General features: G+C 66.4%; 18 protein-coding genes, 2 tRNA genes and 1 rRNA gene. 10 read left to right on the plus strand and 11 right to left on the minus strand.

The features are described from left to right. Nucleotides 1-3: 3 nt before the first annotated feature. From ACYBYQ_RS07070 to ACYBYQ_RS07080, 3 genes are all read left to right on the plus strand, one after another. A complete protein-coding gene (locus ACYBYQ_RS07070) occupies nt 4-765 on the plus strand; it encodes a class II aldolase/adducin family protein (protein WP_459618051.1) in 762 nt (253 codons plus the stop codon). A 166-nt stretch (nt 766-931) separates the two neighbouring features. Continuing rightward, nucleotides 932-1,369: an RcnB family protein gene (locus tag ACYBYQ_RS07075; protein ID WP_459618052.1), complete on the plus strand. Its 438-nt coding sequence runs from the start codon at nt 932-934 to the stop codon at nt 1,367-1,369. Nucleotides 1,370-1,587: 218 nt separating this feature from the next. After that, nucleotides 1,588-1,989 (plus strand): hypothetical protein, encoded by a 402-nt coding sequence (locus ACYBYQ_RS07080; protein ID WP_459618053.1) that lies wholly within the window; start codon nt 1,588-1,590, stop codon nt 1,987-1,989. Between the two features lie 7 nt (nt 1,990-1,996). Here ACYBYQ_RS07080 and ACYBYQ_RS07085 read toward each other — a convergent pair whose 3' ends face one another. The 7 genes from ACYBYQ_RS07085 to ACYBYQ_RS07115 form a co-directional block, all read right to left on the minus strand. After that, nucleotides 1,997-3,565 (minus strand): gamma-glutamyltransferase family protein, encoded by a 1,569-nt coding sequence (locus ACYBYQ_RS07085; RefSeq protein WP_459618721.1) that lies wholly within the window; start codon nt 3,563-3,565, stop codon nt 1,997-1,999. Nucleotides 3,566-3,654: 89 nt separating this feature from the next. Continuing rightward, on the minus strand, nt 3,655-4,647 hold the full coding sequence (locus tag ACYBYQ_RS07090) for an ABC transporter ATP-binding protein (RefSeq protein WP_459618054.1): 993 nt from the start codon (nt 4,645-4,647) through the stop codon (nt 3,655-3,657). Then, nucleotides 4,640-5,578, minus strand: a complete 939-nt coding sequence (locus ACYBYQ_RS07095; RefSeq protein ID WP_459618055.1) for an ABC transporter ATP-binding protein — start codon at nt 5,576-5,578, stop codon at nt 4,640-4,642. The genes ACYBYQ_RS07090 and ACYBYQ_RS07095 overlap by 8 nt, the downstream gene beginning before the upstream one ends. Nucleotides 5,579-5,583: 5 nt before the next feature. Then, nucleotides 5,584-6,459, minus strand: a complete 876-nt coding sequence (locus ACYBYQ_RS07100; protein WP_459618056.1) for an ABC transporter permease — start codon at nt 6,457-6,459, stop codon at nt 5,584-5,586. Then, the gene (locus ACYBYQ_RS07105) at nt 6,449-7,402 is read right to left on the minus strand and encodes an ABC transporter permease (protein ID WP_459618057.1); all 954 of its coding nucleotides are present in this window, start codon (nt 7,400-7,402) and stop codon (nt 6,449-6,451) included. Before ACYBYQ_RS07105 ends, ACYBYQ_RS07100 begins: the two co-directional genes overlap by 11 nt. Before the next feature lie 4 nt (nt 7,403-7,406). Beyond that, a complete protein-coding gene (locus ACYBYQ_RS07110; RefSeq protein ID WP_459618058.1) occupies nt 7,407-9,032 on the minus strand; it encodes an ABC transporter substrate-binding protein in 1,626 nt (541 codons plus the stop codon). Between the two features lie 12 nt (nt 9,033-9,044). After that, entirely contained in the window at nt 9,045-9,731 is a 687-nt protein-coding gene (locus tag ACYBYQ_RS07115; protein ID WP_459618059.1) for a GntR family transcriptional regulator, read from the minus strand. Between the two features lie 288 nt (nt 9,732-10,019). Between ACYBYQ_RS07115 and ACYBYQ_RS07120 the strand changes: the two genes are divergently transcribed. Together ACYBYQ_RS07120 and ACYBYQ_RS07125 are read left to right on the plus strand one after the other, a co-directional pair. After that, complete coding sequence (locus ACYBYQ_RS07120; protein ID WP_459618060.1) at nt 10,020-10,907, plus strand: EamA family transporter; 888 nt, start codon at nt 10,020-10,022, stop codon at nt 10,905-10,907. Between the two features lie 12 nt (nt 10,908-10,919). After that, complete coding sequence (locus tag ACYBYQ_RS07125) at nt 10,920-11,678, plus strand: TSUP family transporter (RefSeq protein WP_459618061.1); 759 nt, start codon at nt 10,920-10,922, stop codon at nt 11,676-11,678. 13 nt (nt 11,679-11,691) lie between these two features. On the opposite strand, the gene ACYBYQ_RS07130 is transcribed toward ACYBYQ_RS07125, so the two are convergent. Continuing rightward, the gene (locus ACYBYQ_RS07130; protein WP_459618722.1) at nt 11,692-14,112 is read right to left on the minus strand and encodes a DUF3772 domain-containing protein; all 2,421 of its coding nucleotides are present in this window, start codon (nt 14,110-14,112) and stop codon (nt 11,692-11,694) included. Between the two features lie 95 nt (nt 14,113-14,207). Then, nucleotides 14,208-15,104: a LysR family transcriptional regulator gene (locus ACYBYQ_RS07135; protein ID WP_459618062.1), complete on the minus strand. Its 897-nt coding sequence runs from the start codon at nt 15,102-15,104 to the stop codon at nt 14,208-14,210. Between the two features lie 196 nt (nt 15,105-15,300). Between ACYBYQ_RS07135 and scpC the strand changes: the two genes are divergently transcribed. Beyond that, entirely contained in the window at nt 15,301-16,812 is a 1,512-nt protein-coding gene (gene scpC, locus ACYBYQ_RS07140) for a succinyl-CoA:acetate CoA-transferase ScpC (protein WP_459618063.1), read from the plus strand. 85 nt (nt 16,813-16,897) lie between these two features. Here scpC and ACYBYQ_RS07145 read toward each other — a convergent pair whose 3' ends face one another. Both ACYBYQ_RS07145 and ACYBYQ_RS07150 read right to left on the minus strand, forming a co-directional pair. Then, entirely contained in the window at nt 16,898-17,842 is a 945-nt protein-coding gene (locus ACYBYQ_RS07145) for a bile acid:sodium symporter family protein (protein ID WP_459618064.1), read from the minus strand. 222 nt (nt 17,843-18,064) lie between these two features. Beyond that, nucleotides 18,065-18,994 carry a LysR substrate-binding domain-containing protein gene (locus tag ACYBYQ_RS07150; protein WP_459618065.1) on the minus strand — a complete coding sequence of 310 codons (930 nt, stop codon included), beginning with the start codon at nt 18,992-18,994 and terminating at the stop codon, nt 18,065-18,067. A 101-nt stretch (nt 18,995-19,095) separates the two neighbouring features. Between ACYBYQ_RS07150 and ACYBYQ_RS07155 the strand changes: the two genes are divergently transcribed. The 4 genes from ACYBYQ_RS07155 to ACYBYQ_RS07170 all read left to right on the plus strand — a co-directional run bounded on the left by ACYBYQ_RS07155 (nt 19,096) and on the right by ACYBYQ_RS07170 (nt 21,859). After that, the gene (locus ACYBYQ_RS07155) at nt 19,096-19,341 is read left to right on the plus strand and encodes a YjiS-like domain-containing protein (protein ID WP_459618066.1); all 246 of its coding nucleotides are present in this window, start codon (nt 19,096-19,098) and stop codon (nt 19,339-19,341) included. A gap of 687 nt (nt 19,342-20,028) precedes the next feature. Further along, nucleotides 20,029-21,559: ribosomal RNA gene (locus ACYBYQ_RS07160) — 16S ribosomal RNA — on the plus strand. A 104-nt stretch (nt 21,560-21,663) separates the two neighbouring features. After that, a tRNA-Ile gene (locus ACYBYQ_RS07165) sits at nt 21,664-21,740 on the plus strand. Between the two features lie 43 nt (nt 21,741-21,783). Beyond that, nucleotides 21,784-21,859, plus strand: a tRNA-Ala gene (locus ACYBYQ_RS07170). The last annotated feature ends 230 nt before the right edge of the window (nt 21,860-22,089 follow it).

The raw sequence follows: 22,089 nt of genomic DNA on the forward strand, positions 1-22,089 counted from the left end.
CAGGTGGATACCTACAACGAGGTGGCAGGCGTGCGCGAGCAAGTCGGCGAAACGGAATGGCAAGTGCGCCGCGACCTGGCCGCGCTGTATCGGCTGGTGGCGCTGTTCGGCTGGGACGACCTCATCTTCACGCACATCACGGCCAAGGTGCCGGGCACGGAGCACTTCCTCATCAATCCCTACGGCATGATGTTCGACGAGATCACGGCTTCCAGCCTGGTCAAGATCGATCTGCAGGGCCGCAAGGTGATGGATTCTCCGTACGACATCAACCCCGCCGGATTCACCATACACAGCTGCATCCATGCCGCCCGCAAGGATGCGATGTGCGTGCTGCACACTCATTCCATCAACGGCGTTGCGGTTTCGGCCCAGAAGGGCGGGTTGCTGCCCCTGTCGCAGTTCGCCTTCATCGTCCTGCAGTCGCTGGCCTACCACGACTACGAGGGCCTGGCGCTGGACCCCGACGAACAGCCCCGCCTGGTGCGCGACCTGGGCGACAGGCAATACCTCATCCTGCGCAACCACGGGCTGCTCACCGTGGGGCAGAGCATGGCCGAGGCCTTTCAGGCCATGCACAGGCTGGAAGCGGCCTGCATGGTCCAGGTAAGGGCTCAGGCCGGCGGCGAGCTCAACCCCATTCCGCCCGCCATCCTGGCGCGTGTGGCCGTCGAGAGTCCGGCCGATCGCGCCCGCAAGGCCATGCTGGCCTGGCCCGGCCTGCTGCGCCGTCTCGAGCGCTGCAATCCAGGCTACGACGCCTGAGTCCGGATCGCGCCATCGGTGTAATACCTCGATACGGCTGCAACGCCTGGCTTGCAGCCGTATCAGCTGGTATGTGGCGCTGGCGTTACGCGGGGTTTCGCCGTGCGCCAACTTGCCCTGCAGCTCCCTATACTGGGGATTCCTGTTGGGTGAGAAGGAAACTCACATGAACAAGCATAAGCAGCGCATCCTCGCCGTCCTGCTGGGGGCCTCGCTCGTCGGCACGGTTACCGTGGCCCATGCGCAGGGCCGGTCCGACAACGGCCATGGCGGCCGCGGCGGTCCGCCTGCCAAGGCGCAGTCGAAAGGCGGCGGGCACGGCAACGACAAGGGACCGCAGCGTGGCCCCGACGGCAATCCGGGCCGTGGTGGCCCCCCGGGCCAGGCCGGTCCCGGCTGGCACGGCGATCCTCCGCCGCACCGGTGGGCCCGCGGCGACAAGGTGCCGCTGCCTTATCGTGGCCACCAGTACGTGATCGAGGACTGGCGCGGCTATCGCCTCGCGCCGCCGCCGCGCGGCTACCACTGGATCGGCGTGGGGGCCGACTATTTCCTCGTCGGCGTGGCCACCGGCGTGGTGCTGCAGGCGGTGCTCGGCAACTGAATGCGGGTGCGCAACCGGTCGGCGTCGGCCGTGGCGCCATGCCCATGTCCATTGCTTCCCCGCAAAACCTCGACGGCCTGATTGCGGACTGCAGGCAATTCGAGGCCGCGCTCAGGCGCCGGGCGCCGATTCCCGGCGCTCATCCCGCGCGTGCGCCGCATCCGCGCTCCTCGTTTCGGCATCCCCCTGCGGCCCCGCCTGCCATGGGGACGCCGCTCATGTGGCTGCTCGCGTGCTGCCTGGTCTTGACGGGACTGGACGCGGTCATCCTGCAATTGCTGCCGCGGTCTTCCAGCGATGCGCCAGGCCGCCTGTTGCTGGTGATGCTGATCAACCTGGTCGTGGCGCTCGGGGCGGTTTGCGCCATTGTGGGCGCGGCCCGCGCCCACAGCCTGGCCCTTTCGGGCTTGCGATGGCTGACGTTGATCATGCTTGCAGCATCGGCCGGCGTGGCGCTGCTGGGTTTGCGTGCGGGGCTGTTCTGGATGTTCCCCGCCGCCGCCATGGTAGGCGCCCTGTCGATGTGGCTGGCCCTGCATTCGCGCGGATTCTGCCGCTGGGGCGCCCATCAGCTGGCCGAGCGCAAGGCGCGCGCCGGCCACGCGATGCGAGATACATAGTGCGCCGTCACCAGCCCGCTGCGGCGCCGTCGCTGCGCGGATCGTTGCCGCCTTCGTAGGTGCCGTCCGGGTAGAGCACGATGGCGCCCGCGTGACCCATGGTTTCGTCGTAGGGGCCCATCACTTCCACGGGATGGCCGTGCGTAAGCAAGGCATCCAGCGTCGCCTGCGGGAAGCGCGATTCCATCTTCAGTGTTTCGCTGCTGTTGCCCCATGTACGGCCCAGCAGCCAGCGCGGTGCGTCGATGGCGGCTTGCGGATTCATGCCGAATATGGCGATGCGGCTGAACACGGCGGCCTGGGATTGCGGCTGGCCGTCGCCGCCCATGTTGCCGTACACCATGGTGCGGCCGTCGGAGAAGCGCGCCAGTGCGGGATTGAGCGTATGGAACGGCTTGCGCCCGGGCGTGAGGGGATTGAGCGCGCCGGCGTCCAGGGAGAAGCTGCAGCCCCGGTTCTGCCAGTTGATGCCGGATTCCTCGAGCACCACGCCGCTGCCGAACTCGTGATAGATGCTCTGGATGAAACTCACCGCCACGCCATCGCCGTCGATCACGCCCATCCATACCGTGTCGCCGGGCCCCTTGCCTCCGTGCCAGGAGCCGGCCAGCGTTGGGTCGATACGCGCGGCCATCGCATCGAGTGCGGCCGGCAGCAGGAATGCCTGGGGGTCCGCCTGCATGTGGGCGGGATCGGTGATGTGGCGATCCCGGATCGCGAACGCCTGCTTGGTGGCTTCCACGCAAGCATGGACGAAGGGCGCGCCCAGCGGGTCCATGTCGGCCAGCGGCAGGCGGTCCAGCATACCGAGGATGAGCAGCGACACCAGGCCCTGGGTGGGCGGCGGCATGTTGTAGACGGTGCCCAGCGTGTGCGCCAGCGCCAGCGGCGTTTTCCATACGGCCTTGTGGGCGCGCAGGTCGCTCAGTGCGAGCGGGCTGCCGACTGCATGCAGGTCGCGCGCCATGCTGTGCGCCAGCTCGCCCTGGTAGAAATCGTCCAGGCCCTTGCGGGCCAGTTGCTCGAGTGTGGCGGCCAGGCGCGGCTGCCGGAAGCGGCTGCCGACGGCGGGCGTGTTCCCGTCGGGTAGGAAGGTCCGGGCGTACCCGGGGATCTCTTCCAGTTCGGCGCGCTTGGCCGCGATGCAGGCCGACAGGCTGCGCGAGACCGGGATCCCGTCGCGGGCATAGCCGATGGCGTCTTCGAGCAGTCGGGCAACCGGCATCCGTCCGCGCAGCTCGGCGCGCGACCATGCGTAGGCTGCGTCCCAGCCCGATACCGTGCCCGCCACCGTGTTGGCGGCCAGGCCGCCGCGGAACGGGATGGTGGACAGCCCCTCGGCGCGGTAGGCGGCGATGCTGGCCGCGGCGGCGGCCGCGCCGCACGCCTCCAGGCCCACGGGCGCGTGCCCCGGGCGGCTGATCAGCCAGAAGCCGTCGCCGCCCAGGCTGTTCATGTGGGGGTAGACCGCTGCAATGGTGGCGGCCGCGGCGATCATGGCCTCCACGGCGTTGCCGCCTTCACGCAGCACCGCAAGGGCGCTTTGCGCCGCAAGCGCATTGGGTGCGGTGGCCATGCCGCGTGTGCCGCGGGCGGGATGATTGGGATGCTGCACGCGTTTTCTCGCTATGGGGAATGGTTGGCGCTTTTTCGCGGACGAGGGCGTCAGCATACGCCGGGATGGGCGCCCAACGGAAACAGGCAGGCCGTTTCGCGGCCCTCGTGGCGCAGCAGCGGCGGATCGGTCTCGCGGCATTCGGCACGCGCCTGCGGGCAGCGCGACTGGAAGCGGCAGCCCGGCGGCAGGTCGGCCGGACTGGGGATTTCCCCGCGCAGCGGCGCGGAGAGCGGGGCATCGAAACGCGGAAATGCGCTGCGCAGCGCGTTGGTGTAGGGATGCCGGGGCGAGCCAAGTATCTGGTCCGTGCAGCCCTGCTCGACGATGCGGCCCAGATACATGACGGCGACACGCTCGCACAGGTACGAGGCGACGCCCAGGTCGTGCGTGACGAACACCATGGCAATGCGATGGTCGCGCTGCAGGTCACGCAGCAGGTTCAGCAGTTGCGCCTGCACGGAGACGTCCAGGCCCGCCACCGATTCATCGGCCACGATCACGCGCGGTTCGCACGCCAGGGCGCGTGCCACCGCCACGCGGCGTACCTGGCCGCCGGAGAGCTCCGAAGGATGGCGCCCCGCCGTTTCGGCGGGCAGGCCCACCTGTTCGAGCAGTTCCCCGACACGGTCGGGGATTTCCCGGCCGTCACGCAGGCCGTGTACCCGGATGGGCTCGGCCAGGAGCGAAGCCACGGTCATGCGTGGATTGAGCGACCCGCGCGCATCCTGATAGATGTACGCCACCTCCCGGGCATGGCGGCGGCGCGCCGCGGCGTCCATGCGGTCGAGTTCGTCGGCGCCGTACAGCACTCGGCCATTGGTGGCAGGCTCCAGGCCCAGCATCACGCGGACCAGCGTGGACTTGCCCGACCCGCTTTCCCCCACCAGGGCGAGCGACTCGCCCGCATGGACGGACAGGCGTATGCCGTCCAATGCCTTGAGCAGGCGGCGTCCGCCTTCGATGGGATAGCTCTTCTCGACGTCGAGCAGCGAGAAGATGGGGAGGTCGGAGTGCGTCATGAGGACAGGAGAGTCAGGCATGCCAGCAAGCCAATGTGCGTGACGCTTGCTCAGAGAGGGGAGGGCGAACCGCGCATTGCGCAGTGGCGCGTGTGCAGCGCGGAGCAAACCGGCAGCCCGAGGGCATGTCCGACAGCGAGGGCACGACGCCGGCAATGGGGTGCAGGCGCTCCGCGCCGAAGTCGATGGCGCTGGCGCGCAGCCCCCGGGTGTACGGGTGGATAGGGTCATTGAGCACACGTCGCGCAGGACCCCTTTCCACGATCTGGCCGGCGTACATGACCGCAACGTCGTCGGCCACTTGTGTGGCCAGGGCGAGGTCGTGCAGCACGAAGATCACCGACGCGCCAAGGTCTCGCACGCGTTCCAGGATCAGAGCCATGATCTGAGCCTGGATGGTGACGTCCAGCGCGCTGGTTGGCTCGTCTGCGATCAACAGTTCGGGTTCGCAAGCCAGCGCGATCGCGATCATCACGCGCTGCTGCATGCCGCCCGACAGTTCATGAGGATAGGCCGCAAGCCGCCGTTGCGGGTCGGCGATGCCGACGCTGTCGAGCAGCTCGAGTGCGCGCCGTCGACAGGCGGCGCGATCCAGGCGGCGGTGGCGGCGCAGCGGTTCGGCCAGGTGCTGCAATACCGTGAAGCAGGGATTGAGCGCGGCCGTGGCATCCTGGAAGATCAGGCCCATGCGCGAGCCGCGCAGGGTGCGCAGCGCGCGCTCCGGCAGCCCGACGATATCGGCGTCGCCCACCATGAGCCGGCCTTCCAGCGCCACCTCGGGCGGGCGCAGCAGGCCCATCGCGGCATAGGCCAACGTGGATTTCCCTGCGCCGGATTCGCCGATCAGGGCCAGGGAACTGCCGCGCGGCAGGGTCAGCGATACATCGTCCAGCACGGCTACGCCTCGCCGCCGGACGGTCAGGTGCTCGATCGAAAGCAGGTTTTCGGTCATGGGCTTCATGCGTGCCGGATACGTGGGTCCAGCGCATCGCGCAGGCCTTCGGCGAAGAGATTGAGGCCGATCAGCAACACCGCGAGTGCCAGGCCCGGGATACCCGAGATCCAGGGCGCCATGGTGATGAAGCCACGGCCCTCGGCAATCATCAACCCCCAATCCGGCGTGGGAGGTACGACGCCCAGGCCCAGGAACGACAACCCGGATCCGAGCAGGATGGCGATGGAGACGCGCATGCCGGCCTGGATCAGGATGGGAGAGGCGATGTTGGGCAGGATATGACGCACGACGATGTCGCGCGGCGGCACGCCCATGAGCCTTGCTGCTTCGACGTAAGGCCGCTCCTTGACCTGCAGCACGTCTGCCCGCACCATGCGGGCGAACGGCCCTACGAACGACAGCCCGAGCGCATACACCACGTTGGACAATCCGAGCCCGAAAATTGCCATGAAGGCCATCGCCATGATGAGTTCGGGGAAGGCCAGCAGACCGTCGACCACGCGCATGATGGCCCACTCCGTGCGGCCGCCGCGCAGCCCGGCCAGCAGCCCGAGCGCAACGCCGCCCGACAGCCCCACCGCCACCGAGGCAAAGCCGATCCAGAGGGCAGAACGTGCGCCGTGGAGCAGCCGGGTGTAGATGTCCTGGCCGAATGAGTCCGTGCCCAGCCAGTGCGTGGCCGAGGGCGGCTGCATGGCATCGGCGAAATTCTGCTCGGTGGGGCCGTACGGCGACAGCACCGGCGCAAACAGGGCGGCCAGCACGAAGACGGACACGATGGCGAGTCCGGTCAGGGCCTTGCGCTGCGTGCGCAGCTGTGACCAGAAGCGCATGGCCAGCCTGGGGGTTGACGAGGAAGTTGCGATGTCAGCGGCCATGTTTCCTCAGCCTCGGATCCAAGATGGCATAGGTCTGGTCGACGATGAAATTGACGACGATGAAGAGCAGCGCAGTGATCATGATGCCGGCCTGCACCACGATGTACTCGCGGCTCTGCACGGCGGTCGTGATCATCATGCCCAGGCCGGGCAGCGTGAAGACCACCTCCGTCATCACCGCGCCGCGCAGCATGCCGCCCAGTTGCAGGCCGATCACGGTGACCAGCGGCATCATCACATTGCGCATGCCGTGCACCCAGATCACGCGCCATGCCGGCTCGCCGCGGGCCCGGGCTGCCGCCATGTAGGGCTGTTCCAGCACTTCGAGCAGGCTGGACCGCGTCACCGTGGCGATGAGGCCGACGTACCAGGCGCCCAGTGTGATCGCCGGCAACGTGAGATGCCACAGGCCCGAACCGAGGTCGTCCCAGGGGGCGACGAACCCCATGGTGGGGAACCAGCCCAGCGAGACTCCGAAGATCCAGATCAGCACCACGCCGAGATAGAAGCTGGGGAACGCATTTCCGCCTATGGCCAGCGTGCTGGCCGCCATGTCGATCCAGGTGTTGCGGCGCACCGCAGCGACCACGCCCAGCGGGATGCCGACCGCCAGGGCAATCAGCAACGACAGCCCGGCGAGCGCCAGCGTGACGGGCAGCGCCTGCAGGACGGCCTGCTCGAAGATGTCCTGGTGGCTGACATAGGACGTGCCCCAATCGCCCTGCATGAAGCGCAGCAGCCAGTCCACGTACTGCACGGGCAGCGCGCGATCCAGGCCGAGATCGGCATAGAGCTTGTCGTAGGAGTCGCGGGAATAGTCGGAACCCAGCATCAATGCGACCGGATCGCCAGGGGCAAGCTTGAGGAATCCGAAGCTCACCGCCGAGACGACGAGCAGCACGAGCAGGGTCTGTCCCGCTGCGGCGATCAGTCGTGCGCCCATGGCGTCAGGCCAGCCAGACGCCGTGCAGGTTCAGCAGGTCGGCGGGCACGTATTCGAAGCCCTGGACCTTCTTCGCCATGATCTTGAAGACCTTCATGTGCGCCAGTACGGCGAGCGGCGCGTCGGCCATCAGCGTGTCCTCGGCCTTGACGTAGAGCTCGCGGCGCCTGGCGGGGTCGACGATGTCCTGCGCGGCCACGCAGGCTTCATCGAAGGCTGGATTGCTGTAGCCCACGAAGTTCCACGGCTTGCCCGTCGCCCATTCCGGATAGATGGTCTCGTCGGGATCCAGGTCGGCAACCCAGGCCTCGTCATACATGTCGAAATCCCCCGCGTTGCGCCGGCTGGTCCATACGGCGCGGTCCACGAGTTCGATCTTGGGCTTGATGCCGATCTGGGCGAGCATGGGCGCGATCAACTGGGCGTTGCGGGTGCCCATGCCCCCCGAACCTGTGAAGCCGTCGGTAACGATGAACACGGGGTTGACCTCGCCCTGTTCCTTGGCCTTGCCACGGAATTCCCGGGCCTTGGCGAGATCGAAATACTGGCCGCGTCCAGACTTGGCGATGTCCGGGTCGTAGAAGTCCGACATGGGCGGCGAGATGCAGCTGTACGCCGCGATCGCCTCGCCGAAGTAGCTCTGCTCGACGATGACCTTGCGGTCGATGGCGTAGGCCACCGCGCGGCGCAGCATGGGATCTGTGAACGGCCCGCGCTTGTTGTTCATGCCGACGAAAGCATAGTTGCCCTCGACCTGGCCATAAACGGCCAGGTTCGGGTTCTTCCGCAACTGCGGTATGAACTGGAACGGGCAGACCGACATGCCGTCGACCTGGCCAGCCATCATTGACGCGACGGCCGCGCTGGGTTCCTTGATCAGGAGAATCTGCACGCCGTCCAGGTAGGGCAGGCCGGACTCGAAATACTCGGGGTTGCGCGCCAGCTCGATCGACTGGTTCTCCTTCCAGCCCACGAAGCGGAACGGGCCGGTGCCCACCGGCATGCGGCCGTAGGCCTTGGGATCTTTCTCCACGGCGCTGCGGCACACGATGGTGCCCGCGCGGCCGGTGCTGCCGGTGAGCGCAACCGGCAGGAATGCGTATGGCTTGTTGAAATTGAGCCGCACGGTGAACTCGTCGACGATGTCGACGCTGGCGAGCTGGGCGAACTTCCAGCCGTGAGGCGATTTCACCGCGGGATCCTTGACACGTTCCAGGCTCCATTTCACGGCAGCCGCATCGCAGATGTCGCCGTTGTGGAACTTCACTCCGGGGCGCAGCTTGAAGACGTGCGTTTTTTCGTCGGGCATGTCCCAGTTGGTCGCGAGATCGGGTACGAAGCTGACCCGCTTGCCGTCGTAGGCCACTTTGAGCAGGCCGTTGAATACGTTGTTGATGACCTTGATCGACCCGGAAGAGGCGGTGAAGTGGGGGTCCAGCGTATCGATCGCCTCCACCCATGCCAGCTTGATGGTGCCGCCGCGCTTGGGCGCACCTTGTGCGAGGGCCGGCATGCCCACCGCCGATGCCGCCAGCAGGCCTGCGCCCGCGGAGGCCGCCTTGAGAAAACTGCGTCGCCCGAAATCGGCGGCAAGCGCCTGTGCCAGGCGGGCTTTGTGGTCGATCGTCATTGCGGATTTCCTTTATGAGGAAGGTCGGGGAGGTACAGCGCGTGCCTGCAGGAACTGCATCAATTCCGGTACGGTGGCCCGTACGTGTTGCCGCATGGCGGCTTCCGCCGTGTCGGGGTCACCGTGGCGCAGTGCGTCCAGCAGGTCGACGTGGTCGCCGCGGGCGCTCAGGGGCTTGTCCAGCGAGTTGAACCACAGCCGCATGTAGGGCTCGATCAGCGAGTGCAGCGCGGCAATGTGGCGCAGCAGGCGAGGCTGCCGGCACAGACCGCACAGGTGCTCGTGCAGGCCCCGGTGAGCCGTCGCCCAGTCGGACACGTTATCCAGGTGGTCGTCCATGCGGTCGAGCATGTGCTCCAGCGTCGCAATGGTGGCCGGTGTGAGGCTGGGCAGGGCCAGGCGCACCGCCAGGCCCTCCAGCACGGCCCGCATCTCGAATACTTCCTGCATTTCCGGAAGGCTCAGCCCGCTTACGCGGGCGCCCCGGTTCGGCCGCAGGGTGACGAGCCCCTCGGTGGCGAGCCGCCGGAATGCCTCGCGCACCGGCATGCGGCTGGTGCCGATTTCCGCCGCGATGTCTTCCGGAACCAGACGGTAGCCGGGCGGATAGACACCGGCGCATATCGCCGCATGGATGTGGCGATAGGCTTCGGCTTCGGCAGTCGTGGCCAACGGGTCGGTGTAGTTCGCTGTCGTCATGATGACCTGGTCTCCTCGCGCAGCATTCGCTGTCATTTTGGATACACAAATACGTATATATCTAGTGTGTGCACTGCAACATGCACGGGCAATTCGGACTAACGCTGAGCGGGTTTTCCCGGCAACCTGCCCTGGGGCGGCGCCACACGCGATGTCCCAGGGGGCCGACGTGCCCGGATATGACCGGCGCCAGCTTCCCCCGACCGCAGGCCGAGGGCGAGGCGCGGATTTCGGTAAACTCTCGGCGGTTCGCCTTCCGGCAAGTCTCCCCGCCCGTCCCACTCCTCCATGCCCCTCACCCATCTGCTGCTGGCTTTGTCCGTTGTTTTCATCTGGGGCACCAATTTCGTCGTCATCAAGTGGGGCTTGGCGGACTTTCCTCCTTTTCTCTTCTCCGGCCTGCGCTTTCTGCTGTCCGCCGTGCCGTGGGTGTTCTTCGTGGCGCGCCCGCCCGTGCCCTGGCCCCTCCTGGCGGGGGTCGGCACCTTGCTTGGCGCGGGCCAGTTCGGGCTGCTGTACTGGGCCATGCAGCACGACATTTCGCCCGGCCTGGCCTCGCTGGTCATCCAGGCCCAGGTGTTCTTCACGATCCTGCTTTCCATGGCGGTCGCCAACGAGCGCCTGCGTCCGCTGCAGCTGGGCGCCCTGGTCCTGGCCGTGGCCGGCTATGTCCTGGTTGGCTGGCACAGCATGGGCGATCCCCAGGCAGCGGTGACGCTGACCGGGTTCGGCATGGTGCTGGCCGCGGCATTCAGCTGGGCCTGCGCCAATACGCTGGTGCGGCGCGCCGGCAGGGTCAACATGCTGGCGTTCACGGTCTGGAGCTGCCTGTACGCGGTGCTGCCCGTGATGGCGCTGAGCGTCCTGCTGGATACGCCGGCCGCGATCGGGCATGCGCTGTCGCATGCCAGCCTGGACGGATGGCTCGCCCTGTTGTGGCAGGCGCTCGGCAACACCACCTTCGCCTTCGGCGTGTGGAACTGGCTGCTGGCGCGCCATCCGGCTGGAACGGTGGCGCCCATGGCGCTGCTGGTGCCTGTGTTCGGCATCGTGTCTTCGGCATGGCTGGTCGCCGAGCCGTTGCCGGCATGGAAGCTGTCGGCAGCCGCGCTCGTGCTCGGCGGGCTGCTTCTGAACCTGTACGCCGTGCGGCCGGAGAGGCCCAGGACCGCCTGACACAGCCGCAGCATGACGTTGTTCGAACATGTGCTCTTCCTGGGCAGCGTGGCGGTGGCCACCGTTGCCCAGACCCTGACCGGCTTCGCCTTCGGCCTGGTGCTGCTGGGGCTCACCGGCATCTTCACGTCCGTGCCGCTGATCGACATGGCCAACGTGGTCAACATGCTCACGCTGATCAATGCCATGGTGGCCCTGCAGCGGGGGCGCAGCGCCATAGCGTGGCGCCTGATGCTGCCCGCTTTCGGCAGCAGCCTTGCAGGCGTCGTGGCGGGCGTGCTGGTGCTGGGCCGACTCGACGGGCATATGGTGCTGGTGGGCCAGGCACTGCTCGGCATCACGATCCTGGTGTGCGCGCTGTTGCTGGTGGTGCGCGTGCAGCCTCTCCCGAGGGTGTCGCCGCGCTCCAGCTTCCTGTTCTTCGGCGGCGTGGCCGGCATGATGGGCGGGCTGTTTTCCAGCTCAGGCCCGCCGATGGTCTATCACCTGTATCGCCAGCCGTTGCCGCTGGCCACGGTGCGCAACAGCCTGGTGGCCTTGTTCGCCGTCAATGCCCTGCTGCGCCTGGGCCTGGTGGGCGCCCACGGCGGGCTGCACGCATCGTCGCTGTGGCTCAGCCTGGAGGCGATGCCGGTGGTCGTGGCCGCCACCTGGCTGACGCGCCGTTATGCCCCGGTCGACTCGCTGCAGTGGATCAAGCGGGCCGTGTTCGTATTGCTGTGGGCCGCGGGCCTGGGCCTGCTGGGCCCTGCGCTGCACCACCTGTTCTGAATCCTGCCTCTCGTCATGCCTGGGGAGGCGCTGCCGAGGCGCCGGCCGGCGGGGCAGGCTCCTGGGGTGTCTTCTGCTCTTCGCGCAGCACCATGGTCGCCGGCGGGGCGATGTCGAGTCCGGCCTCGCGCAGGCGCTGCAGTATGTCGAACAGCAGGCGGCTGCGCACGCCATAGGCGGCGCGGGGCGAGCCCACGTAGCCCACTGCATTGAACATCAGGTGCTGCCCTTCGATGCCGTCGAGGTATACGTCGGCCTCCGGCGACTCGAGGATCTCGGGCTGCGCGGCAAACGCCTCGAGCAGCAGCGTGCGCGTCCGTGCCGCGTCCGTGCCGAGTGGCATGGGCAGGCGGACCTGCACCCGCCCCAATGGGTTGGCGTGGGTGACGTTGCGTACCGTCTTCGTGATGAACTCGGAATTCGGCACGATCACGGTGGAGCGGTCCGCCATCTGGATCTCCGTGGCCCGCACGTTGATGCGCTGGATGTCGCCCTCGATGCCTCCCAGCGAGACCCAGTCTCCCACCTTCACCGGCCGTTCGGCCAACAGGATCAGGCCGGACACGAAGTTCTGCACGACCGCCTGCAGGCCGAAACCGATGCCCACCGACAGGGCGCTGGCGATCCACGCCACGCGTTCCAGGCTCACCCCGAGCGCGGAAAGACCCAGCGCCACGGAAACCACCACGCCGGCATAGCCGAACAGCGTGGCTGCCGAGATCTGCATGCCCGGATCCAGTTCGGTGGTGGGCAGGTAGCGCTTGCTGAGCCAACGCTTGAGCAGGCGCACGATCACCAGGCTCAGCACCAGCACCAGTGCCGCCTGCAGCAGCATGCCGGGACGCAGCTGCACTTCGCCGATCTGCAGCCCGCGGTGCAGCTGCTCGAGCCTGCGTGCCAGTTCCGCCGGGCCTTCGCCGAAGGGGCTGATGAGCATCACTGCCGCGATGAGGAGCAGCAGCACGCGGGCCAGGGCCGACAGCAGCACGGCTGCCTGGACGCGCAGGCGTGGCTGGGCCGCCGCATCGTTGCGGTGGCGGCCGGCCAGCAGCGTGCTGAAGCCGTCTTCCACCAGCACTGAAGCAAGATAGGCGGAACTCAGCACGACGAGGGCCCATATCACCTGGGTGACCAGGAATGTGCCGAATGCCGCGTAGCCCACCAGCAGGCCGAGCAAACCCGCGATCAGCGTCGCCCAGGTCAGGGTGATCAGCGTGGAAACCCAGAAAGGACGGGCAGGCGCCCGCTCTTCGCCGGCGTCGCGCGCGGCCTGCCGGCGCAGCCGTTCACCGTGGACCAGCGCGCCCATCGCGGCGGCGCCCAGCGCGGCGGCAGCCAGGCTGTTGAGGGCGATGGTCGTCGTCAGGCTGGCATTGAGCTGGGAGGGCAGCCGGCTGGCCAGCCACATGATGGGCACCAGTATCCCCAGCGTGGTGGGCAGCCAGCGCAGCCCCGCAGCGACGGCGTCCGGCATGGACGGCAGCCGCCAGGTCGGCCGGTGTGGCGAGAGCAGCGCATTGCCCAGGCCCGCCACGTAACCCGCCAGGAACAGGATGCCGACCCACTCATCCAGCAGGCCTATGGTGGTGCTGTCCAGGCCGCCGCCGCGCGTCAGGCCTTCCTCCAGCAACAGCCCTGAGATCCAGGGGGCTGCCGCGCTCAGCGCCAGCAGCGCAACGGCAAGGAACGAGCGGCGCAGGCGGCCTGGCGGCACCCGGGTGGCGGTGATGCGCAGCAGCACCTTGCCTATGCCGATGCGCAGGCCAAGGACCACGGCGATGCCAGCGAACAGCAGCAACCATACCGGCAGCGGCGTCGCGGCGGCGGCCGTGCGCAGTTGCCCCAGGAGGCGTTGCAGGCGTTCCAGGTCGCGCGGCAGTTCACGGCGCCATTCGGCCCAGAAGGCGGGCGAGAGCAAGGTACCCCGGCGTTCCCCCAGGCTCGCCTGGAACTGGTTGCGGCGCAGGCCCGAAATCTGCTCGGCCGTCTGGACGGCCTCGACGGAGAGCAGCCGCGCCAGCTTGACCTGGGCGTCCAGGTTGCGGTTGGCCTTTTCCAGTTCGGCGCGCTGTTCCGCGATGTCCGGCGCCTCCTTCTGGCCCTCGGCCAGCGGCCCCAGCTGCTGCAGGCGCGCCGTCACGTCCGCCAGTTGCGGTTCCAGCGCTTCAGCGAGGCCATCGGCCTGGGCCTGGATGTCGAGGGCGGTGGTGCGCCACTCCACCAATTGCGCGTCCTCGGGTTCGGCGTCGAGCTGCTTGCGGATGGTCTCGATGCGCTGGCGGGCCTGAGTGAGCTGGGTATCGGCATCGGCCACGGATTCGGGCTGCGCCCAGGCAGCCGGACCGCCCAGCAGGACGGAGAGCAGCACCAGAGTGCAGCCCAGCAGCCATTTCCACAGCCAGGCGTTCCTGGGGCTCGAAATAGGGCACGTCATCATACGTACGGGGGCGTCGACAGGAAAGCGGGCAGCATACAGGCAGGCCTGTGGAGGGGTGCGACAAAATCTGTCGGTGCGCAAGTGCCGGTGGCTCAGGGCGTGGCCAGCGTTTCGGCGCAGACCGCCAGCCAGGCGCGCGCCGCGTACGACAGGTAGCGGCCCCGGGCCCACACGTGTCCGACCTCCCACTGTACGCCGGAGCGGGCCAGGCGCACCATAGCCAATCCGCGCGGACGCAGCTGGCGCACCAGCGGCTCCGGCAGTACGGCCACGCCCAGGTCGGCCGCCGCCATGGAAGCCAGGAAGTCCCAGTGGGCGCTCTGCGCCGCCACGCGCGGCTGGAACCCGGCTTCGGCGCAGGCCTGGTGCAGCCGGCGGGTCAAGGCAAAGTCATCGGTGGGCAGCAGCAGCGGCACGTCTTTCAGCGCTGCCAGCGGCAGCGCGCTGCGCCCTGCCCAGGGCGCCCGCTGCGGGCCCACGGCCCACAGCGCGTGGCGGCCGAAGCGCCGGGCCTCCAGCGGGGCGTCCGGGTCCAGTGGCAGCACCGTCGCGCCGATTTCGAGTTCGCCGGAGGTCACCAGCCGCTCCACGGCCTGACCGGTGCCTTCGCGCAAGCTGAGGCGCACGCGCGGATGTTTCTCGCGGAAACGCTTGACCACCGGCGTGAACAGCACGTTGATCATCGGTGGAATGCCGACTTCCAGTTCGCCGTGCTCCAGGTCTGCTGCGGCGCGGACTTCGTGCGACAGTTCGCGCAGCAGGCCCAGCACCTGCAACCCGCGGTTATAGACGATCCGTCCCGTGTCCGTGGGCCGTGCCGTGTGTCCGTCACGGATCAGCAGCTGCGTGCCCACTTCCTCCTCGAGCTGCCGGATCATCTTGCTCACCGTGGACTGGGTCACGAACGACGTGCGCGCGGCCTGCGTGAAACTGGCCGTGCGCACCGTCTCGACGAAGTAGCGCAGGGCGCGGAGGTTGCTGACGGGCATGGAAAATGATGGAGAAAACGACTTGATCTGATGAGTTTAAGTCATTTTCTACAACAAACCCGACGTGCCTATACTCGTCCACAGCGCCGGTGCGCAATGCCACCGGCTCCGCCCATCATCGATAAGCGCCGCCCCGATCGGCCAGGCATGCCCGTATTGCAGCCGCGCCGCCGGGCGCAGCATCACGGGAGACATCATGTCCATCGAACGTATCCGCCATCCCGGCCTGCGCGGCCGCATCATGTCCGCCACCGAGGCGGCCCGCCTGGTGCGTGACGGGATGACGGTGGGAATGAGCGGCTTCACGCGCGCCGGCGACTGCAAGTCGGTGCCGGCTGCCCTGGCTGCCCGAGCGGCGGGGGAACCCCTGCGCATCACCCTCATTACCGGCGCCTCGCTGGGGCACGATACCGATCGCCATCTGGCGGAGGCGGGCGTGCTGGCGCGCAGGCTGCCATTCCAGGTCGATACGACGCTGCGGCGCCACATCAACCAGGGCGACGTCGCCTTCATCGACCAGCACCTTTCCGAAACGGCAGAGCAGCTGCGCGCCGGTCATCTGGCGCCGGTCGACGTGGCCATCATCGAGGCGGCCGCCATCACCGAGAGCGGCGCCATCGTGCCCACGATGTCGGTCGGCAATTCCGCGACCTTCGCCCGGCAGGCCAGGCACGTCATCGTCGAACTCAATCTCAGCGTGCCGGCGGCCATCGAGGGCCTGCACGACATCTACCTGCCGGAGGGCCGTCCGCGCGAGCCCATCGCGCTCACCCGGCCCGACCAACGCATCGGCCAGGCAGCGATCCCGGTCGATCCGGACCGCATTGCTGCCATCGTCGTCACGGACGCGCCCGACAGCCCGTCCAATGCACTGCCGCCCGACGAGGACACTGCCGCCATCGCGGGCCACGTGGTGGACTTCCTGCGCCACGAAGTGCGGCAAGGACGGTTGCCGGCGTCGCTGCTGCCCCTGCAGGCGGGCATCGGGACGATTGCGAACGCCGTGCTCCATGGTTTTGCGGACGCCGGTTTCGAAGACATGACGATGTACTCCGAGGTGCTGCAGGACAGCGCCATCGCGCTGCTCGATCAGGGTCGGCTGCGCTGCGCATCGGCCTCGTCCATCACGGTGTCCAGTGACGTGCACGAACGCATCCTGGCCAACATCGAGCACTACCGCGAGCGCATCGTGCTGCGGCCGCAGGAAATCAGCAACGCTGCGGAGGTGGTGCGCCGCCTGGGCGTGATCGCCCTCAACACCGCCCTGGAAGCCGACATCTACGGCAACGTCAACTCCACCCACGCGGGCGGCACGCACATGATGAACGGGATCGGCGGCTCGGGCGATTTTGCGCGCAATGCGCACCTGGCCTTCTTCGTGACCAAGTCGGTGGCCCGCGATGGCGCGATCTCCAGCATCGTGCCCATGGTGCCGCATGTGGACCACAACGAGCACGACGTGGACGTGCTCGTCACCGAGCGTGGGCTGGCGGACCTGCGTGGGCTGGCGCCGCGCGAGCGCGCGCGAGCGATCATCGCGAACTGCGTGCATCCCGACTACCAGCCGGCAATCCGCGATTATTTCGATCGCGCCTGTGTCCGGGGCGGACAGACGCCGCACCTGTTGCAGGAGGCCTATGCCTGGCACCTGCGCTACCAGGCCACGGGCAGCATGCGCGCCCTCGAGGATTGCCTGCGGGCCGCCTGAGCGACGGTCCGGGCCATCTACCTGTACGAGAAAAAAGGGCCGCCGCGCGGCAAGGCGCGGCGGCCCTTTTTGTCGCAGACCTCGGTCAGGCCTGGTCCGCGCCTGTGTCGCGGAAGCGGCGGAACAGCGTGGCCGCCAGGGGGCCCGAGATGTTGTGCCAGACGCTGAAGATGGCGCTGGGCACTGCCGCGAGCGGGGAGAAGTGCGCCGTGGCCAGGGCCACGCCCAACCCCGAGTTCTGCATGCCGACCTCGATCGACAGCGTCTTGCGCTGGGACACGGGCAGCCTGCAGGCCTTTGCCAGCAGATAGCCCAGCACCAGCCCCAGGCCGTTGTGCAGCACGACCACGGCGAAGATCTGCAGGCCGGTGGTGGCGATGCGCGGCTGGTTGCCCGCCACGACGGCCGCCACGATGGCAACGATGGCCACCACCGACACCAGCGGCAGCGCCTCGACGAAGACGCGGATGCGCTGCCCCATCAGGTATTGCGCCAGCACGCCCAGCGCGATCGGCAGTATCACCACCTGCACAATGGACCAGAACATGGCGGACGCGCTCACTTCGATCCACTGGCTGGCCAGCAGATAGATCAGCGCGGGGGTGACCACGGGAGCCAGCAGCGTGGCCACCGAGGTGATGGCCACCGACAGCGCCACATCGCCGCGGGCCAGGTAGGCCATCACGTTGGAGGCCGTGCCGCCCGGGCAGCAGCCCACCAGGATGACGCCTACGGCGATCTCCGGCGGCAGCGCCAGCAGTTTCGCCAGCAGCCAGGCCAGGGCTGGCATGATGACGAATTGTCCCGCGACGCCGATGGCCACGATGCGGGGCCGGCGCAGTACCTCGCGGAAGTCGTCTTTCGACAGGGTCAGCCCCATGCCGAACATGATGATGCCCAGCAATGGGACGATGTAGGCGCCCAGCCATTTGAACTGAGGCGGGGCAAGATAGGCCAGGACGGCAAACAGGAGCACCCAGAGGGCGAAAGTGTTGCCGATGAAGCGGCTCAGGCGTGCAAGGGCCTGCATGATGAGAGTTCCTCTACTTATATATCGATGGCGCGAACGAAGCTGCCGGCCGTGGGCGCGCATGGAGGGCGGGCCGGGGTGGCCGGGAAGCGGCAGGGCGGCGAGGGTGGGCGTGGCCCGGCTATGGGTGTGGCCAGGCGCGGTGCGTGCGCCCGGGTGGGGTGCAGCGGCCCGAGCAGAAGCGCCGGGTAGGCGCCGGGATGCAGCCGAAAGCGCGGGATTTTACGCGGTGTGCGTGCCGGATTCTCCGGCGTTGACCTGTTCCTGGGTCTGGCGCAGTTCCGCGTGCAGCCAGTCGCGCAGCGCCCGGAGCGGCGGCCACGCCTGCAGTTCCGGCCGATACACCAGGTGGTAGTTGAGGGAATCTTCATAGGGGATGCTGAGGTCCGACAGTTTGACGAGACGGCCGCTGGCCAACGCGTCGGCGGCCAGGATCTCGCGAGCCAGGGCCAGGCCCAGGCCATGCTCCGCTGCCTGCAGCAGCATGCCGGCGTCATTGAACGTGGCCACCGGCATGATCTGTACGGGTACGCCGGCGGCGGCGAACCATGCCTGCCACAGCGCTTTTTCGCCCAGCAGCGGTTCGCGCGCCAGTTCGCCGGGGTCGGCCTGGCGCAGCCGCATGGCCACCTGTGGCGACGCCAACACGATCATGGGCAGGGGCTGCGCCAGGAGGGGTTCGGCGAGCAGGCCGGCCCAGGGGCCGCGGCCGAAGCGCAGTGCTGCGTGGAATCCGTCGCGGCGCAGATCCACGAGGTTCTGCGACGCCTCGATCTCGAGCAGCAGGCTGGGGTGGCGCTGTCGCCACCGGCCCATGCGCGGCAGCAGCCAGCGCTGGGCAAAGGAAGGCAATACGGACACCCGCAGGGTCTGGTCCGAACCTCTTGCCGCGGCTTCGGCCGCCTGCAGGCCGGCGTCCAGGGAGTCCAGCGCGGCTTGCACGCCGTGCAGCAGCGCGGTGCCGGCCGCATTCAGTGCCACGCCGCGCCCGCGGCGTTCGAACAACGGAAATCCCAGCCGGTGCTCCAGCCCGCGTATTTGCTGGCTGACCGCGCTATGTGTCAGGTGCAGGCGCGCAGCGGCCGCCCGCAGGTTCTGCAGTTCGGCGACGGTCCGGAATACTGGCAGGGTATTGAGTGGGATTCTGGACATGATCGGTAAGTTTTACTACCCATCGTGGCGAGAATAAAGCGATATTCATGGGGAGATTGGACAGATATCCTGGATTTTCTTTCCATCCCAGGGAGTTCATCATGTCCGATCCAACTTCTTCCTTCGCCATTCATGTCATGGCGCACCGGGGCGGGTTGCTGCAACGCGCGGGGCTCGCAATGCGTGCCGCATGGCGAGGCTGGCGTCAAGGCGGGGCGTCACGGCTATGCCTGTCGGACCTTGATGACCACATGCTGAGCGATATCGGAGCCAGTCCGGAACTGCGCAGTCAGGCATGCAGCTTGCGGGCCGCCGACCGGATTGCCCTGCAGTATCCGGGCTGGTGACCCCTGCCGGCACTGCGGCGGAACCTGTGCTATAGTTCGCCCCCTTCGCAGCGAGCCCGGTGTTTTGGGTTTTGCGTGCGGGGCCCGGAGGTGGTTTAGGCACGGGGTTGGATGCAGTGGGGTTGATACGGCCCTGTTTGCGAAGTCCAAGATATCTGTGCTATAGTTTCGGGCTCGGCGGTTGAGTCGAACACAGGGTAAACCCTGGGCTTTACGGCCCGGTTCCTGGGGCGACGAGGCGGTCGAGGCAAGGCGGTTATGCAAGGCAGGGCGCAAGCCCGGGCGGGCAGATCGGCGCGGGCGGTGAGTGAATGTTGCGGCCCACGATGATTTGACAGCCTGAAAAAATGTCTTCATAATCTCGCTTCTTCGCTACTGACACAGCGCTGCAACAACAAGCGGTGCGGTGGAAGTGGGGAAGGGAAGCGAATACAGCAGTAGGCAGTACCCCGTTCTTTAACAACGAAACAACCGATAAGTGTGGGCGCTTGATGCGCAGCCGCACGGGTCGATGGGTGGTCTGGATCTCAGGATCTAGGTTGTTCATGGATCCGAACGCGCAAGTATCAAGAGCTCACAGAGAAGTAAGGTTTGAGGTTTCCGATTTATCGGGGATCGCGAGCCCTGCTTCCTTTGAGTCATGCGAAGCGCGGCGCATTTATGTGCTGCGTGAATTAAACAGAGATTGAACTGAAGAGTTTGATCCTGGCTCAGATTGAACGCTGGCGGGATGCTTTACACATGCAAGTCGGACGGCAGCACGGGCTTCGGCCTGGTGGCGAGTGGCGAACGGGTGAGTAATGTATCGGAACGTGCCCAGTAGCGGGGGATAACTACGCGAAAGCGTAGCTAATACCGCATACGCCCTACGGGGGAAAGCGGGGGACCTTCGGGCCTCGCACTATTGGAGCGGCCGATATCGGATTAGCTAGTTGGTGAGGTAACGGCTCACCAAGGCGACGATCCGTAGCTGGTTTGAGAGGACGACCAGCCACACTGGGACTGAGACACGGCCCAGACTCCTACGGGAGGCAGCAGTGGGGAATTTTGGACAATGGGGGCAACCCTGATCCAGCCATCCCGCGTGTGCGATGAAGGCCTTCGGGTTGTAAAGCACTTTTGGCAGGAAAGAAACGGCTCTGGCTAATACCTGGGGCAACTGACGGTACCTGCAGAATAAGCACCGGCTAACTACGTGCCAGCAGCCGCGGTAATACGTAGGGTGCAAGCGTTAATCGGAATTACTGGGCGTAAAGCGTGCGCAGGCGGTTCGGAAAGAAAGATGTGAAATCCCAGGGCTTAACCTTGGAACTGCATTTTTAACTACCGGGCTAGAGTGTGTCAGAGGGAGGTGGAATTCCGCGTGTAGCAGTGAAATGCGTAGAGATGCGGAGGAACACCGATGGCGAAGGCAGCCTCCTGGGATAACACTGACGCTCATGCACGAAAGCGTGGGGAGCAAACAGGATTAGATACCCTGGTAGTCCACGCCCTAAACGATGTCAACTAGCTGTTGGGGGCTTCGGCCCTTGGTAGCGCAGCTAACGCGTGAAGTTGACCGCCTGGGGAGTACGGTCGCAAGATTAAAACTCAAAGGAATTGACGGGGACCCGCACAAGCGGTGGATGATGTGGATTAATTCGATGCAACGCGAAAAACCTTACCTACCCTTGACATGTCTGGAATCCTGGGGAGACCTGGGAGTGCTCGCAAGAGAACCGGAACACAGGTGCTGCATGGCTGTCGTCAGCTCGTGTCGTGAGATGTTGGGTTAAGTCCCGCAACGAGCGCAACCCTTGTCATTAGTTGCTACGAAAGGGCACTCTAATGAGACTGCCGGTGACAAACCGGAGGAAGGTGGGGATGACGTCAAGTCCTCATGGCCCTTATGGGTAGGGCTTCACACGTCATACAATGGTCGGGACAGAGGGTCGCCAACCCGCGAGGGGGAGCCAATCCCAGAAACCCGATCGTAGTCCGGATCGCAGTCTGCAACTCGACTGCGTGAAGTCGGAATCGCTAGTAATCGCGGATCAGCATGTCGCGGTGAATACGTTCCCGGGTCTTGTACACACCGCCCGTCACACCATGGGAGTGGGTTTTACCAGAAGTAGTTAGCCTAACCGCAAGGAGGGCGATTACCACGGTAGGATTCATGACTGGGGTGAAGTCGTAACAAGGTAGCCGTATCGGAAGGTGCGGCTGGATCACCTCCTTTAAGAGCGAAGCGTCTGCGTGTTGAAGCGTCCACGCTTATCGGTTGTTTGTTGAAGGTATATGGCTGCTGGATCGACAAGTTGATCCGAGAGTTCGAAGAGTCTGGGGTCTGTAGCTCAGTCGGTTAGAGCACCGTCTTGATAAGGCGGGGGTCGTTGGTTCGAATCCAACCAGACCCACCAAGTATTGCCGGGGTCTGGGGTTGGTTGAGGCTGTCGGGGATATGGGGGTGTAGCTCAGCTGGGAGAGCACCTGCTTTGCAAGCAGGGGGTCATCGGTTCGAACCCGTTCACCTCCACCAGTTCTTGGCGGTGGGTGCGGGCGAGAGAGCGGTGGTTGTCGTCGGTTGGGTGTTGTGGGTTGGGTGTATCAGGCAGAGCATAACGATGAATGCTGCGAGGCAGTGTTGATCGTTGGGTTTTGCCCAATGAAGCTATATATCGTTCTTTAACAATCTGGAAGAAGCACAACGTAAAGTGTTCATCGAACATCGGCGCGAGCCGGTGGAGATGGATACGGGTTGTGATTGCA

The organism is Bordetella sp. 2513F2, assembly GCF_054642735.1.

Coding starts and splice junctions, on each gene's coding strand:
- ACYBYQ_RS07145 (WP_459618064.1), bottom strand. CDS start 17,842: ATGCAGGCCCTTGCACGCCTGAGCCGCTTCATCGGCAACACTTTCGCC.
- ACYBYQ_RS07135 (WP_459618062.1), bottom strand. CDS start 15,104: ATGCCCGTCAGCAACCTCCGCGCCCTGCGCTACTTCGTCGAGACGGTG.
- ACYBYQ_RS07110 (WP_459618058.1), bottom strand. CDS start 9,032: ATGACGATCGACCACAAAGCCCGCCTGGCACAGGCGCTTGCCGCCGAT.
- ACYBYQ_RS07090 (WP_459618054.1), bottom strand. CDS start 4,647: ATGCCTGACTCTCCTGTCCTCATGACGCACTCCGACCTCCCCATCTTC.
- ACYBYQ_RS07150 (WP_459618065.1), bottom strand. CDS start 18,994: ATGTCCAGAATCCCACTCAATACCCTGCCAGTATTCCGGACCGTCGCC.
- ACYBYQ_RS07095 (WP_459618055.1), bottom strand. CDS start 5,578: ATGACCGAAAACCTGCTTTCGATCGAGCACCTGACCGTCCGGCGGCGA.
- ACYBYQ_RS07125 (WP_459618061.1), top strand. CDS start 10,920: ATGACGTTGTTCGAACATGTGCTCTTCCTGGGCAGCGTGGCGGTGGCC.
- ACYBYQ_RS07120 (WP_459618060.1), top strand. CDS start 10,020: ATGCCCCTCACCCATCTGCTGCTGGCTTTGTCCGTTGTTTTCATCTGG.
- ACYBYQ_RS07130 (WP_459618722.1), bottom strand. CDS start 14,112: ATGACGTGCCCTATTTCGAGCCCCAGGAACGCCTGGCTGTGGAAATGG.
- ACYBYQ_RS07100 (WP_459618056.1), bottom strand. CDS start 6,459: ATGGCCGCTGACATCGCAACTTCCTCGTCAACCCCCAGGCTGGCCATG.
- ACYBYQ_RS07115 (WP_459618059.1), bottom strand. CDS start 9,731: ATGACGACAGCGAACTACACCGACCCGTTGGCCACGACTGCCGAAGCC.
- ACYBYQ_RS07080 (WP_459618053.1), top strand. CDS start 1,588: ATGTGGCTGCTCGCGTGCTGCCTGGTCTTGACGGGACTGGACGCGGTC.
- scpC (WP_459618063.1), top strand. CDS start 15,301: ATGTCCATCGAACGTATCCGCCATCCCGGCCTGCGCGGCCGCATCATG.
- ACYBYQ_RS07105 (WP_459618057.1), bottom strand. CDS start 7,402: ATGGGCGCACGACTGATCGCCGCAGCGGGACAGACCCTGCTCGTGCTG.
- ACYBYQ_RS07085 (WP_459618721.1), bottom strand. CDS start 3,565: ATGGCCACCGCACCCAATGCGCTTGCGGCGCAAAGCGCCCTTGCGGTG.
- ACYBYQ_RS07155 (WP_459618066.1), top strand. CDS start 19,096: ATGTCCGATCCAACTTCTTCCTTCGCCATTCATGTCATGGCGCACCGG.
- ACYBYQ_RS07075 (WP_459618052.1), top strand. CDS start 932: ATGAACAAGCATAAGCAGCGCATCCTCGCCGTCCTGCTGGGGGCCTCG.